The organism is Methylobacter sp. sgz302048, assembly GCF_052162025.1.
Classification (GTDB): Bacteria; Pseudomonadota; Gammaproteobacteria; order Methylococcales; family Methylomonadaceae; genus Methylobacter.
In genome coordinates, this window is record NZ_CP197401.1 from 593,205 (window position 1) to 606,115 (window position 12,911).

15 protein-coding genes are annotated in these 12,911 nt (G+C 52.3%); 9 read left to right on the plus strand and 6 right to left on the minus strand.

Annotated elements, in window-relative coordinates; translation table 11 throughout:
• The first annotated feature begins 151 nt into the window (after window positions 1–151).
• From ACTNE6_RS03045 to ACTNE6_RS03075, 7 genes are all read left to right on the plus strand, one after another.
• Window positions 152–898, plus strand: coding sequence for a hypothetical protein (locus tag ACTNE6_RS03045; RefSeq protein WP_442498540.1), 747 nt, complete (start codon window positions 152–154; stop codon window positions 896–898).
• A gap of 148 nt (window positions 899–1,046) precedes the next feature.
• Window positions 1,047–1,181 carry a hypothetical protein gene (locus ACTNE6_RS03050; RefSeq protein WP_442498541.1) on the plus strand — a complete coding sequence of 45 codons (135 nt, stop codon included), beginning with the start codon at window positions 1,047–1,049 and terminating at the stop codon, window positions 1,179–1,181.
• Window positions 1,168–1,308 (plus strand): hypothetical protein, encoded by a 141-nt coding sequence (locus ACTNE6_RS03055; RefSeq protein WP_442498542.1) that lies wholly within the window; start codon window positions 1,168–1,170, stop codon window positions 1,306–1,308. Before ACTNE6_RS03050 ends, ACTNE6_RS03055 begins: the two co-directional genes overlap by 14 nt.
• Before the next feature lie 24 nt (window positions 1,309–1,332).
• Window positions 1,333–1,770 (plus strand): hypothetical protein, encoded by a 438-nt coding sequence (locus tag ACTNE6_RS03060; RefSeq protein ID WP_442498543.1) that lies wholly within the window; start codon window positions 1,333–1,335, stop codon window positions 1,768–1,770.
• The gene (locus tag ACTNE6_RS03065) at window positions 1,767–2,000 is read left to right on the plus strand and encodes a hypothetical protein (RefSeq protein ID WP_442498544.1); all 234 of its coding nucleotides are present in this window, start codon (window positions 1,767–1,769) and stop codon (window positions 1,998–2,000) included. The genes ACTNE6_RS03060 and ACTNE6_RS03065 overlap by 4 nt, the downstream gene beginning before the upstream one ends.
• Before the next feature lie 431 nt (window positions 2,001–2,431).
• Window positions 2,432–3,811 (plus strand): ATP-binding protein, encoded by a 1,380-nt coding sequence (locus tag ACTNE6_RS03070; RefSeq protein WP_442499667.1) that lies wholly within the window; start codon window positions 2,432–2,434, stop codon window positions 3,809–3,811.
• Complete coding sequence (locus ACTNE6_RS03075) at window positions 3,792–4,340, plus strand: response regulator transcription factor (protein WP_442498545.1); 549 nt, start codon at window positions 3,792–3,794, stop codon at window positions 4,338–4,340. Before ACTNE6_RS03070 ends, ACTNE6_RS03075 begins: the two co-directional genes overlap by 20 nt.
• Before the next feature lie 2 nt (window positions 4,341–4,342).
• Here ACTNE6_RS03075 and mazG read toward each other — a convergent pair whose 3' ends face one another.
• The 4 genes from mazG to gcvH form a co-directional block, all read right to left on the minus strand.
• Complete coding sequence (mazG, locus tag ACTNE6_RS03080) at window positions 4,343–5,149, minus strand: nucleoside triphosphate pyrophosphohydrolase (RefSeq protein WP_442498546.1); 807 nt, start codon at window positions 5,147–5,149, stop codon at window positions 4,343–4,345.
• Between the two features lie 9 nt (window positions 5,150–5,158).
• A complete protein-coding gene (locus ACTNE6_RS03085) occupies window positions 5,159–6,091 on the minus strand; it encodes a carbohydrate kinase family protein (protein ID WP_442498547.1) in 933 nt (310 codons plus the stop codon).
• Window positions 6,092–6,101: 10 nt separating this feature from the next.
• Window positions 6,102–6,461 carry a diacylglycerol kinase gene (locus ACTNE6_RS03090; protein ID WP_194971528.1) on the minus strand — a complete coding sequence of 120 codons (360 nt, stop codon included), beginning with the start codon at window positions 6,459–6,461 and terminating at the stop codon, window positions 6,102–6,104.
• Window positions 6,462–6,654: 193 nt separating this feature from the next.
• On the minus strand, window positions 6,655–7,038 hold the full coding sequence (gene gcvH / locus ACTNE6_RS03095) for a glycine cleavage system protein GcvH (protein ID WP_194971529.1): 384 nt from the start codon (window positions 7,036–7,038) through the stop codon (window positions 6,655–6,657).
• A gap of 144 nt (window positions 7,039–7,182) precedes the next feature.
• Between gcvH and ACTNE6_RS03100 the strand changes: the two genes are divergently transcribed.
• Both ACTNE6_RS03100 and ACTNE6_RS03105 read left to right on the plus strand, forming a co-directional pair.
• Window positions 7,183–8,202: an efflux RND transporter periplasmic adaptor subunit gene (locus tag ACTNE6_RS03100; RefSeq protein WP_442498548.1), complete on the plus strand. Its 1,020-nt coding sequence runs from the start codon at window positions 7,183–7,185 to the stop codon at window positions 8,200–8,202.
• 83 nt (window positions 8,203–8,285) lie between these two features.
• Window positions 8,286–11,363, plus strand: coding sequence for an efflux RND transporter permease subunit (locus ACTNE6_RS03105; RefSeq protein ID WP_442498549.1), 3,078 nt, complete (start codon window positions 8,286–8,288; stop codon window positions 11,361–11,363).
• Between the two features lie 97 nt (window positions 11,364–11,460).
• Here ACTNE6_RS03105 and ACTNE6_RS03110 read toward each other — a convergent pair whose 3' ends face one another.
• On the minus strand, window positions 11,461–11,784 hold the full coding sequence (locus ACTNE6_RS03110; protein ID WP_442498550.1) for a HesB/IscA family protein: 324 nt from the start codon (window positions 11,782–11,784) through the stop codon (window positions 11,461–11,463).
• A gap of 24 nt (window positions 11,785–11,808) precedes the next feature.
• Window positions 11,809–12,909, minus strand: a complete 1,101-nt coding sequence (locus tag ACTNE6_RS03115) for a cysteine desulfurase family protein (RefSeq protein WP_442498551.1) — start codon at window positions 12,907–12,909, stop codon at window positions 11,809–11,811.
• Between the last annotated feature and the right edge of the window lie 2 nt (window positions 12,910–12,911).

Consider the following 12,911-nt stretch of genomic DNA (forward strand, 5'->3'; position numbering starts at 1 on the left):
TTTGATAGACTTAAATCGCATACTTTGTGTCGCAGCTAACTCTATTCACTAGCGCATAGAGGAAAGTTCGGTTAAAAGACCAGTGCTAGAAACGAAGCGCATGGCTGCGCGCAAAATCACCTAAACGCTTCAATCAACATGGAAAAAAGGAATGAGTTGTTCTATCAAACCCCTGCTGGCGGCTGGGTTGCTGCTAAGCGTTACCCCCTTCACCGGCCACGCGGCGCTAATTGATCGCGGCAACGGCCTGTTGTACGATGATATGCTCGATATTACCTGGCTACAAGATGCCAACTACGCCAAAACCAGCGGCTATGATGTAGACGGCAAGATGGAATGGAGCAGGGCTACAGCCTGGGCAGACAATCTGGTTTATGGCGGTTACAGCGATTGGCGCCTGGCTAGCAACACACCTATTAATGGCAGTAGTTTTAATTACACTCTCAAATATGACGGTAGCAGCGACAGGGGCTACAACATCACAAGTCCCTATTCCGAGCTGGCCTACATGTATTATGCCAATCTGGATCTAAAGAGTTCCTTCAGTACCAGTGCAACTTCGCAAGAAGACTATGGCATATTCGGGAATGGTACTTATAACGGTACCAATATAATCAGTTTCGGTCAGAACGATGTAGGTCTAGTGAAAAATTTACAAGCTTATTATTACTGGTCAGGTACAAATGTACCCAATTCGGCTTACGTATGGGCCTTCAATAATGCTAATGGTGATCAAATCTACTCTGATAAGACTAAACAATTTTATGCTTGGGCCGTTCGTGACGGTGATGTTGCCGGGTCGGCATCCGCTGTGCCAGTACCCGCCGCTCTCTGGTTGTTTAGCTCTGGCTTGCTGGGACTAATGGAGCTGAAGCGACGCGGCAGCATTATGCGATAATTTGTTTATTGGTGTGATTCGGTAATCTTGGAGGGCAGGGCAATAAGTGCGTGGGACACGGTTCGTACCTCACCGCGACTTACGCGTTAAGAAGGTTTCAGACATAAATAAAGCTCGACAGAAAAAACGCGAAAAGTCTGGCTGGACAATGGAAGAGATAAAGAAAAATGCTGAAAAAGAGCTGGAAGAATTCAAGAAGATCTCAAAAAATGAACCTGCCGATTTGGTGTCTGGAGATATGGACAAAATAATTCGTGGAGAGGATGACGATGAACAAAAATAACCGCCCTTTAACGGAAGAAGAAAAGCAAACGAAGCCATTGCCTGGTGAGATTTCTCCTCAAGATGCTGCCGCAAAGGCGAGGGAATTTGCTGTGCAAGAGAAAGCCAAGTTAAGAAATAAAAAATAGCGTGTAGGATACGGTGAGTGGAGCATGAACCACATCCTACGTGCCAAAACGTCAGTAACAACCGTTAGCAAAGGAGAAAATGAAATGATACAAAGGGAATTCTACTTGGTTCCTGAGGAAATCTTCCGCTTGGGCAATTCCAACGACCCTAAGCTTTCCAATGTCCGTTCAAGAGACGTAGATACCACCACAATCAATGGAATCTTGATGGTGATCGCGAACGGAAAGGGTATCAGCGTCTTTGATAAAGAAGGGATTATGCAGTCGCCGATGAACGGATGGGTGTGGCGATTTGCGCCTAATACAACGTTTCCTCTTGGGCTCAAGCTTGTTCAAGATAAGCCGCACCATTACTGTATAGCTCCCTCTCAGAATATGCCCATAGACAAATACAAAGGACTGCTCGAGGAGCTGGCACTCAAGGCAAAACGTGTATTTAAGAAAGAAGGTCAAATTGCATGAAATCGCTGCAACTTAATTTGGTAGAGTCGGATGTTCGACTTATTCTTGAGGCGCTTCACGAGCTGGAAGCAAAGTGGGCGGCTATCTGTGAAGCTTCCGATGATGAAGACGAAGTTGCTGAATACGGGAATGATTTGATCGAGCTTCGGCTATTGCTCAAAACTACAGAAGCCCAAGCAGTCGACGTCTTCGGTAGCGGGGTGAAGAATTTCAGCAGAGAGTCGCTGTAATTGCTAACCAAGCCACGCACCGATGGGAAACCGCCTCTTTCGCTCTGATTTTCCATTGGTGACGTTTAATAAAAAATAGGATGCGGTTCGGACCTCACCGCACCTACGTGCTATTAAAAGGCAAGTTCCCGGCAACTTTATTGAGGAAACTTTAATTAAAGAAAGTCAGTCTTCAAACAAGCGAGTTTTCGGCAGGCAAAAAAAAGGCGGTTAAAAAAACCGCCTCAGAAAAAATACATTAGGAAGATATAACGCAACTTTCAGCTACCAGGCTCTAACAGAGCCTTAAAAGTTAGGTTAATAATAGCAGCGGATATGGCAAATAAAAATGTGACATATTGTCGCAGATGAATTAGAGGTAGATTTTAAGCCGTAAGACCGGTAAATTTACTAACCAAAATATAATTACCTAGCGCACATTTTTAATGTCAATGCTCTCGCACGTTTCGCCCAAATCGGAAATTTCTGCCCGACAAAATCTGAAGTGGATCTTCATCCTCAGGAATCTGATGATCGTCAGTGAGGGGGGGCTTGTTTTTTTATCCATCTACGGACTTAATATCCGCCTGCCGCAGGAGCAGTTATGGCTGGTGATACTCTCGATTGCGGCCGTCAATCTCTATACCTGGATGCGCTTGAAGACGGATGACCCGGTTACCGAACTGGAAATTTTCTCACAGCTGGCTATCGATGTCTTCGGGATTGCATCCTTGCTGTATCTGACCGGCGGCGCATCGAACCCGATCATCTGGATGTTTCTGCTGCCGCTGATTATTACCGCGATCATGCTGCCGCAGTCCTATGCCTGGTATATGGTGATTTTGACCACTTCCATGTACACGATATTGATTGGCTACAATATTCCCTTGCCTTCGATAGAGCCGCACATGCCCAATCCGGACCTGATGCCTCCAGAGATGGCGCATTACGACACACTGCAGAAAATGCATGCCATGAGCGACAAGCATTACTTCAATCTGCATATGTTCGGGATGTGGTTTGGTTTTGTATTCAGTGCCGGCCTGGTCGCGTTCTTTGTCGTCGAACTGGCTAAAACAATGAGAAATCAGGAGCGGTATCTGGCTGAAGCGCGCGAAAACGCATTAAGGGACGAGCGCGTCGTGTCATTGGGTACGCTGGCAGCCAGCGCGGCCCACGATATGGGCACGCCATTGGGCACGATTGCCATCGTCGCTCACGAGCTGGAACAGGAGTATCCGATCCATCGTTTTCCTGATTTGCACGAGAAAGTGCTGATCATGAAGCAACAGATTGAGCGTTGCAAAGAGGCGCTGTCGGTCATGTCGGCCTCGGCCGGCGAGATGCGCGCCGAATCGGGTAGGGTTATGCTGCTGACCGACTATATCGATAATGTGCTCAACCAGTGGCGCACGCATAAGCCCGGTGCGAAATTGAATTTTTTTATCGATCCCCATGTTGCCGTGGACGCTGAAATCATTGCCGAGCGCACGCTGACGCATTCGATCATCAACATCCTGAACAATGCGGCCGAGGCGTCTCCTGCTGAACTGGGCGTTGAATTTCATGCAGCCTGGGACAGGCATCATGCCCATATCAGGATTCGCGATTATGGCCCCGGCCTACCGCCGGAACTGATAGAACTGGCAGGCAAGCAGCCCGTCATCAGCAAGACGCGAGGACTGGGGGTCGGGTTATTTTTGACTTATTCCACTATCAATCGCCTAGGCGGTAAAATTAATTTTTATAATGTCGAATCAGGCGGTGCCTGCGTAGAAATCACACTGCCCCTTTTGAATAGAGAGGATAACGATGCCAACCCAGGATATTGATAAACCGCGCCTGCTGCTCGTTGATGATGACGAGACCTTTTGCAATGTACTCAAGAGCGCTTTGCAAAAAAGAAATTATGAAGTGCTGGTGGCCAATAATGTAAAAAGCGGCATCATGCTGGCCGAACAAAATCTGCCGGAATATGCCGTGATTGATTTGCGCATCGGTCATGAGTCCGGTCTGGAGCTGGTCAAGAAACTGATTTCTTTGGACGACAATACGCAGATCGTGATGCTGACCGGTTTTGCCAGCATTGCTACGGCCGTTGAGGCTATAAAGCTCGGTGCTGTCCATTATTTGACCAAGCCGGCCAATGCCGATGAAATCGTGGGCGCCTTGCATAAAAACGAAGGCGATTCATCGGTATCGATCAGCGAAACGCCTTTGTCGGTAAAGCGCCTGGAGTGGGAACACCTGCAGAAAGTCCTGATGCAGCATGACGGCAATATATCGGCCGCGGCCAGAGCCCTGCACATGCACAGACGTACATTGCAAAGGAAACTGGAGAAGCGGCCGGTGCGGGAATAGCTTTATCGGTCGTCTTTTTTCAAGGCCGCTTTCGCCTCATTCCAGAAAGCATCCAGTTCGGCCAGATCGCAGTCTCTCAGATCGCGGCCTGACGCCTGGACCTGTTGCTCTATATATTGAAAGCGCCTGGAGAATTTTTTCGTGCTCTCCTTGAGCGCGATTTCGGGATTGACCTTTAAATGCCGCGCCAGATTCACTGCCACCAGCAGCAAGTCGCCGACTTCCTCCTGGATATGCGCCTGATCGCCGGAGCGCCAGGCATCCTTGACTTCATCCAGCTCTTCCATGACTTTATCGAAAACCGGCAGCACCTCGGGCCAGTCGAAGCCGTGGCTGGCGGCGCGGTTCTGGATTTTCTCGCACTGCACCAGGGCCGGCAGATTGACCGCCACGCCTGATAGAACGCTGTCCTGTTCCACGGCCTTGTTTTTCTGCTGTCGTTCCAGGGCTTTCGCCTGCTCCCAGGCCTGTTTGCGTTCCTCATCGCTGGTAAACACCGCATCCGAAAAAACATGGGGATGCCGGCGCACCAGTTTCTCGCAGATCGCCGCCGCGACCTGCTCGAAATCGAACAGGCCGCGTTCCTCGGCGATGCGGGAATGGAAAACCACTTGCAGCAGCAGATCGCCCAGTTCCGAGCGCAGATCATCCAGATCATTGCGCTCTATCGCATCGGCGACTTCATAGGCTTCTTCGATCGTATAAGGGATCAAACTGTAAAAATCCTGTTTGACGTCCCACTCGCAGCCGTGCTCCGGGTGGCGCAGGCGGGACATGATGTCCAACAGGTTTTGCGTATTTTTCAGCATGAGGCGTAATTAAAGTGAGGAACCGAAATTCTCGCGATATTTTTCCCTGAACACATCCATGTCAAAGGCATGATTCTGGGTGCCGTGATGTTCGATTTTAATCGCGCCCATTAACGAGGCGATACGGCCGGTCATTTCCCAGTCCATCTCGTTCATCAAGCCGTATAGAAGTCCTGCGCGATAGGCATCGCCGCAGCCAGTAGGGTCAAGCACGGCTTTGGGTTTTGCGGCAGGAATGTTAATGCATTCGCCGCCGGTATAAATCTTGGAGCCATTGGCGCCCAAGGTGACAATCAGCGCTTCGACACGTTCAGCAATTTGCTCCAGCGACAGGCCGGTACGCTGCTGCATCAATTCGGATTCATAATCGTTCAGTGTGACCCAGGTGGCCAGATCCAGAAATCTGGTCAATTCCTCGCCGTTAAACATCGGCATGCCCTGGCCCGGATCGAAGATAAACGGGATGTCCAGTTCGGCGAACTGCGCGGCGTGCAACTGCATGCCTTCTTTGCCGTCCGGCGCCACGATGCCGATGCAGATGTCGCGGTCCACAGGCACGGAGTTCAGATGCGAGAAGTTCATTGCGCCCGGATGGAAGGCCGTGATCTGATTGTCGTCTTCGTCGGTCGTGATATAGGCTTGGCCGGTATAATGGCCATCCAGGATCTGGATGAATTCGCTGGACAGGCCGTTCTGGCACATCCATTGCGCATACGGTTCGAAATCATGGCCGACCGTCGCCATCGCCAAAGGCTCTTCGCCCAGCAGTTTCAGATTATAGGCAATGTTGCCGGCGCAACCGCCGAATTCACGACGCATCACAGGAACCAGAAACGATACGTTAAGAATATGGACTTTTTCCGGCAGAATATGGTTTTTAAACTTATCATGAAAAACCATGATGGTATCGTAAGCCATTGATCCGCATATCAGTGCGCTCATTGTGTTCCTCTTATATTAAAATTAAAGTCCAGGTGACTGCTGCCCAAACTAGCGACAGCATAACCGCTGCAGAGCCAATATCCTTGGCTCTGCCGGATAATTCGTGATGTTCGAGCCCGACCCGGTCGACGACGGCCTCTACCGCTGAATTCAACAGTTCAACCAGCATGACCAGCACGATACTGCCGATCAGCAGCAGTTTTTCGACAGTGGTTTCTCCCAGCCAGACCGCCATCGGTGTAGTGATGACAAACAGGATCACTTCCTGTCTGAAGGCTTCTTCATGTATCCAGGTCGCTTTAAAGCCGGCAGCAGAAAAGAAGCATGCGTTTATCAGCCGTTGAAGGCCTTTTGCATTTTGATTCGCCATTATGTTTCGTTAAGTGATCAAAAACCGCCAATGATACACAATCTGTGGGGGAGTTTGGTTACAAACAGCGTAATAAACCGCTCAAACTCTGTACGATTTAAGAAAACCCACGGAAAGTCAAAAGCTTGCAGTTCATATAAACGCGTTATTCGCAAACTTATCCACAGATTTTGTGCATAACTGGCGGGCTGGCTTACTCTTCAATCGACTGACGATAAGCCTCGGCATCCATTAATCGATCCAGATCGGACGGATCATCCGCTTTAACGCAAAAAAGCCAGGCCTGATAAGCATCGTCATTAACCTGTTCAGGTTCATCAGTCAGGGCGGCATTGACGGCGACAATTTCGCCGGCAACCGGACTGAATATATCCGATGCGGTTTTGACCGACTCCACGACTGCACACTGCTCCTGGGCGGCTACTTTGCGCCCCAATTCAGGCAACTCGATATAAACCAGATCGCCCAATTCTCCCTGGGCAAAATCCGTTATGCCGACACGCACTACATTGTCGTTTTCCAGCAGCGCCCATTCATGGGTTTTGGCATATTTCAGGTTTTCCGGCAAATCACTCATGTTCATCTCTCAAAGTAGTGTTTACGTAGCTTGTATTGTTGATTTCAAGGATAACGCGCTATTTTTTAAAAACAACAAAAAAATTCATTTATCCGATACGCTGGCCTTATAATTCGGACAATCTCTACAAGACCCATCAATTCCATGCTTTTCCCTGCCAGATTCAACGCACATTTAATAGCCGTTTTTTTTGCTATCGGTGTTTTTCCCGTCTTTGCCGACGATGACGATAACCGGATTCAGCCCGCACAGGCTACAGCAGGGCAGTCGGCCGTGCTTCTCAGCGATGAAGTGCAGAAATTGTCCGGCCTGGAGTCCGTAACGCTGGCCGCTTCGAATTACCGGCCTGAATTCGCCGCATACGGGAAGGCTGTCGCCATCCAGCCGTTGCTGGCGTTGCGCAGCCAGTATCTGGTCGCGTTAGCCGAACAGAAAAGCGCGGCGGCAAAATTCAAGCTGGCCGAGCAGAGCATCAAGCGTCAGCAGGACTTATACAATAATGACATCGCCTCAAAACGCAGCCTGCAAAATCAGCAATCGCAATGGCAAACCGACAAGGCCCTGTTGGATGCCTCGCAGTTCCGCATCAAGGCGATTTACGATGAAGCCCTGATCAACTGGGGCAAGGCATTGACCGATTGGGTTTTGTCTCCCGATGCGGGCAAGCTGGCGCCTTTTTTATCGGGCCGGCAAAGCCTGCTTTTAATCACGCTGCCGGCCAACAGCCATTTAACCGATGGCGTCAAAGAAATTCACATTGAACCGTCAGGCATTCGCAGCAAGGCCATTAAAGCCACGCTCATATCGGCCGCGCCGCAAATCGACGGTGCGGTTCAGGGCGAAAGCTATTTCTTTCAGGCCGATAGCGGCCGCATCAGGCCCGGCATGCGCGTCGCGGCTTGGATTACGCAACAGGATGATGATCGGGCCGGCGTGATGATTCCCAAATCGGCATTGATCTGGCATCTGGATCAGGCGTTTGTCTATATCAAAACCGATAAGGACCGGTTCAGCCGCCGTCCTGTCACACATTTCTCGGCCACAGCCGACGGTTATTTCATCGGCGGCGGCATCGGCCCCGGCGAGGAACTGGTGACTACGGGCGCGCAAATGCTGTTGTCGGAAGAAATGCGCGGGCAGATTCCCGATGAGGATGATGATTAGTCCGTTATAACCCTGCTGTTCATTCAGAAAGCCTGACAGTCGATCCGACTGAAAATCGTGTAATAGGGAATATTAAAAAAATCATGCTGGCCGCTCTCGTCCGTTTTTCCATCCGCTTCCATGGCATCGTCATCACCCTTGCTGTCTTGATCCTGCTGTATGGCGGTTATCGCTTTTCCACGGCGGGACTCGATATTTTTCCGGCCTTTTCGCCCAAACAGGTCATTATTCAAACCGAATCGCCGGGGCTGTCTTCCGAGCAGGTTGAAGTGCTGGTGACGCAGCAGATTGAACTGGCGATCAGCGGTCTGATCGGCATGGAATCGGTGCGCTCCGAATCGATTCAAGGGCTGTCGATTGTGACGGCGATCTTCAACGAAGACAGCGATATTTACCGCAACCGGCAATTGGTTGGCGAGAGGCTGGCCAGCTTGTCGGGACGGCTGCCGCAGGGCATAGGCACGCCCGTGGCGATTCCGCTGTCTTCGTCGTCAGCTACAGTGCTGACGATCGGCTTAAGCTCCGATAGCAAGGATCTGATGACCTTGCGCAGCCTAGTCGACTGGACGCTTGTGCCGCGCCTCCTGTCTGTGCCCGGGGTTGCCGATGTCAATGTGTTCGGCGGCGAGGTCGCGCAATTGCAGATTCAGGTCGATCCCGTGCAACTGCACCGCTTCAATCTGGCGATCGACGACATTATTCAGGCGGCTTCACAAGCGGGCAACATTCAGGGTGGCGGTTTCGTCGAAAACGACAGTCAGCGTTTTACATTACAGGTGACCGGACAACCCGTCACGCCCGAGCAATTCGCCAAAATCCTCGTCAAACGCGACCAGGGACGCAATATTGCGCTGGGCGAAGTGGCCAGGATCTCCTACGCGCCGGAGCCGCCCATTGGCGCGGCACAGATCATGGGCAAGCCCGGCATTGTCATGATGGTGATCGGCCAATACGGCGCCAACACCTTGTCCGTGTCCAGGCAGGTGGAGCAGGCGCTGAAAGAGTTCGAGCCTATTTTCAGCAAGCAGGCCATTACGTTCCATTCGCACCTGTTCCGGCCTGCCGATTATATCGAAACGTCGCTGTCCAATCTGTCGGGGCATTTGCTGATCGGCGGTTTGTTCGTGCTCATTATTCTGTACCTGTTTCTGTTCAATTTCCGCACGGCGTTTATTTCGGCACTGGCCATTCCATTGTCGCTGGTCAGCGCCGTCATCGTCCTGCTGGAAGCCGGGGTCAATCTCAATATCATGGTGCTCGGCGGCCTGGCGATTGCCTTGGGCGAGGTCGTCGATGACGCCATCATCGACACCGAGAATATTTTCCGGCGCTTGCGCGAGAACCGCTTGTCGGACCGGCCTCTGCCTGTGACCGATGTCGTTTACCGGGCCTCGCTGGAAGTGCGCAGTTCGGTCGTCTACGCGAGCTTTATCGTCGCACTGGTGTTTGTGCCGCTGTTGACCTTGAACGGCGTGGCAGGGCGCTTGTTTGCGCCGCTGGGTTATTCCTACATTCTGGCCATTCTGATGTCGCTGCTGGTGGCGTTGACCTTGACGCCGGCCTTGTGCTACGTGCTGCTTGGCCCCCATGCCGGCGATAATGAGCCGCCGCTGATCAGACGCATCAAGCCGCGCTATGGCGCCGCGTTGAATTTTGTGATCGGGCATTTCAAGACAGTCATGGCCGTCAGCATGACTGTGTGCTTCGTTGGCCTGCTGGCGTTTTTCGCCCTCGACAGCAAGTTCCTGCCGGAATTGCGCGAGGGTCATTACATTGTCCATACGACCAGCATGCCCGGCACGTCCCTACAGGAATCGCTGAGAATCGGCAGCAAGCTGACCGAGCAATTTATGAAGATTGAAGGCGTTGAGTCGGTATCGCAATGGGCCGGCCGGGCCGAGCGCGGCGCCGACACGTACGGCAGCCATTACAGCGAGTACGAGGTTCGCCTCAAGCCCATGTCGGGCTCGGAGCAGCAGCGGATATTGGACAGGCTCAGAGCCATTCTGAGTGATTTTCCCGGCATTTTGTTCGAAGCTAACACCTTTTTGACGGAACGGGTGGACGAAACCATCTCCGGTTATACCTCGCCGGTCGTCGTCAATATTTACGGCAATGACCTGACGGTTCTTGATGACAAGGCTCAGGCGCTGGCCGAGATCATGCGCAGTATTCCTGGCGCCGCCGACGTGCAGTTGCGCTCGCCGCCCGGCACGCCGCTAGTGCAAATCGACCTGGATCTGGACCAGTTGGGTTTCTGGGGCATATTGCCGTCGCAGGTCATCAATACCCTGCAGGCCGCCTATGAAACGCATGTCGTCGGCAAGCTCGCCCAGGGCAATAAAATCTTCAATATCGCCGTGGCCCTGGCGCCGGAGTTAAGAAAGCAGCCCGAATCGATTGCCCAATTGCCGATCAGGACTCAGGATGGCAGCCTGATCATGTTGTCGCAGGTCGCAGAGATCAGACACGCGGCCAGCCGCTATAACATCCTGCATCAGGGCGCGCAGCGCCGGCAGACTGTTACCTGCAATATCATTGACCGGGACCTGAATGATTTCATGCGGGAGCTTAAAGCGCGCGTACTGAAAGAGATTCCATTTTCGGCCGATGTTTACCCCGAATTCACAGGCGCGGCAACCGAGCAGGCCCAGGCCCGTAACGAATTGATTCTGCATGCGTTGCTGGCCGGTGCCGGCGTGCTGATCTTTATTTATATCGCCATAGGCAGCGTCCGCCACGTCCTGCTGACGTTGGCCAACCTGCCGTTTGCCCTGATCGGCGGCGTTGCTGCGGTTGTATTGACCGGCGCGACGCTGTCGGTCGGCTCGGTTGTCGGTTTCATAACCCTGTTTGGCATCACCGCGCGCAACAGCATCATGCTGCTGTCGCACTACCGCTATCTGGTCGAAGTCGAAGGGAAAAACTGGAATCTGGAGACGGTCATGCAGGGCGCCCAGGAGCGCTTGCCGTCCATTCTGATGACGGCGCTAGTGACCGGCTTGGCCATGTTCCCGATTGCCTTCAACAGCGACAATCCGGGACGCGAGATCATGGGGCCGATGGCGGCGATTATTATCGGCGGGCTAGCGTCTTCCACGCTGTTGAATTTGCTGCTGTTGCCTGGGGTATTGCTTAGGTTCGGGAAATTTAAGGATTAGTGTATTTCTGTAGGGTATGCACCGCACACCTTTGCCAAACTCGCCGGCTTATTGCGATTCTGGAAAGGTACGCAATGCGTATCCTACGACAGCGGTATTAAACGGAAAAACTTTCGCCGCAGCCGCAGGTGCCTTTGACATTGGGATTGTTGAACTGAAACGCCGCATTGATGCCTTCACGGCGATAATCGACCTCGATGCCGTCAATCACAGGCAGGTCGGCTTGCTGAACGATGATTTTAACGCCGAAGTTTTCAAAGACGACGTCATTTTCAGCCAGAGCGTCGGCATAATCCAACGCATAAGCGTAACCGGAGCAGCCCGATTTTTTGACGCCGAGCTTTAAGCCGATGCCTTTGCCGCGTTTTTCGAGTTGTTTTCTGATTTGATTCGCTGCGTTTTCTGTTAATGAAACAGACATAATGACCTCTTGGTACTTTATCCTTTATATCAAGGATTTCAATAATTCAATGAATTTGCTCACGTCATCAGCCGTATTGGCTTGTCCCAGGCTGACGCGGATGGCGCTTTTGGCCAGTTCGGGCTCAACGCCCATGGCCGTCAGCACGGCGCTGGGCTCTCTTGCGCCGCTGGCGCAGGCCGAGCCGCTGGAGACGGCGACATTTTTCTGGTCCAGCTTCATGAGCAGCAATTCGCCGTCGAGCCCGTCAATGCCGAACTGGACGGTATTGGGCAGCCGCTGAGCCTGATGGGCAAAAATCGTTAAGCCGGGGATAGCCATCAAGCCGTCTTCGAGCTGTTCCCTTAAAGCCAGCAGATGTTGGCTGCGTTCGGCAAGTTCCACTCTCGCAAGCTCCGCTGCCTTGCCAAAGCCGATAATGGCCGCGACATTTTCGGTTCCGGCTCGCAGATCCTGCTCCTGGCCGCCGCCCAGAAATAGCGGGTTGATGGGGACGTCTTTTTCGAACACCAGGGCGCCGCAGCCTTTCGTCCCGTAAATTTTATGGCTGGACAGAGACATCAAGTGCACGCCAAGCTCATTGAAGTCTACCGGTATTTTTCCCAGCGCTTGCACTGCATCCGTGTGAACGAGGACCCGATGCTCCCTTAATTGCCGCGCGTATTTAGCAATATCCTGGATAACGCCGGTTTCATTGTTTGCCAGCATGAATGAGGCTAGGCCGGGCTTGCGCCTGATAACATGATCAATGGCTTCTTGCGTAATCAGCCCGTCGCTATCGACGCCAATAATGGCAAGTTCTCGTCCCTGTTTTTTCAAGCGCTGGGCTGGTTCAGCAATGGACGGGTGCTCGATGGCTGAAATGGCAAGTCCGGCATCGGATCCGCCTGCCGCCAGGGCCAGATTGTTGGCTTCGGTGCCGCCGCTGGTAAAAATGACTTGCGCAGGCTGTGCGCCAACCAGTGAAGCAACCTGCTCGCGGGCCGTCTCTATGGCGCTTCGGGCAACTCGGCCTTGACGATACAGGCTGGAAGGATTGCCGTAGAAGGTGGTCAGGAAAGGCAGCATGGCGTCCAACACCCGTTCATCTATCGGTGTTGTCGCGTTATGATCAAGGTAGATCATTT

Excerpts from the sequence above, each read along its gene's own strand:
- ACTNE6_RS03045 (WP_442498540.1), top strand. The coding sequence starts at position 152 with ATGAGTTGTTCTATCAAACCCCTGCTGGCGGCTGGGTTGCTGCTAAGC.
- ACTNE6_RS03050 (WP_442498541.1), top strand. The coding sequence starts at position 1,047 with ATGGAAGAGATAAAGAAAAATGCTGAAAAAGAGCTGGAAGAATTCAAG.
- ACTNE6_RS03055 (WP_442498542.1), top strand. The coding sequence starts at position 1,168 with ATGAACAAAAATAACCGCCCTTTAACGGAAGAAGAAAAGCAAACGAAG.
- ACTNE6_RS03060 (WP_442498543.1), top strand. The coding sequence starts at position 1,333 with ATGAACCACATCCTACGTGCCAAAACGTCAGTAACAACCGTTAGCAAA.
- ACTNE6_RS03065 (WP_442498544.1), top strand. The coding sequence starts at position 1,767 with ATGAAATCGCTGCAACTTAATTTGGTAGAGTCGGATGTTCGACTTATT.
- ACTNE6_RS03070 (WP_442499667.1), top strand. The coding sequence starts at position 2,432 with ATGCTCTCGCACGTTTCGCCCAAATCGGAAATTTCTGCCCGACAAAAT.
- ACTNE6_RS03075 (WP_442498545.1), top strand. The coding sequence starts at position 3,792 with ATGCCAACCCAGGATATTGATAAACCGCGCCTGCTGCTCGTTGATGAT.
- mazG (WP_442498546.1), bottom strand. The coding sequence starts at position 5,149 with ATGCTGAAAAATACGCAAAACCTGTTGGACATCATGTCCCGCCTGCGC.
- ACTNE6_RS03085 (WP_442498547.1), bottom strand. The coding sequence starts at position 6,091 with ATGAGCGCACTGATATGCGGATCAATGGCTTACGATACCATCATGGTT.
- ACTNE6_RS03090 (WP_194971528.1), bottom strand. The coding sequence starts at position 6,461 with ATGGCGAATCAAAATGCAAAAGGCCTTCAACGGCTGATAAACGCATGC.
- gcvH (WP_194971529.1), bottom strand. The coding sequence starts at position 7,038 with ATGAGTGATTTGCCGGAAAACCTGAAATATGCCAAAACCCATGAATGG.
- ACTNE6_RS03100 (WP_442498548.1), top strand. The coding sequence starts at position 7,183 with ATGCTTTTCCCTGCCAGATTCAACGCACATTTAATAGCCGTTTTTTTT.
- ACTNE6_RS03105 (WP_442498549.1), top strand. The coding sequence starts at position 8,286 with ATGCTGGCCGCTCTCGTCCGTTTTTCCATCCGCTTCCATGGCATCGTC.
- ACTNE6_RS03110 (WP_442498550.1), bottom strand. The coding sequence starts at position 11,784 with ATGTCTGTTTCATTAACAGAAAACGCAGCGAATCAAATCAGAAAACAA.
- ACTNE6_RS03115 (WP_442498551.1), bottom strand. The coding sequence starts at position 12,909 with ATGATCTACCTTGATCATAACGCGACAACACCGATAGATGAACGGGTG.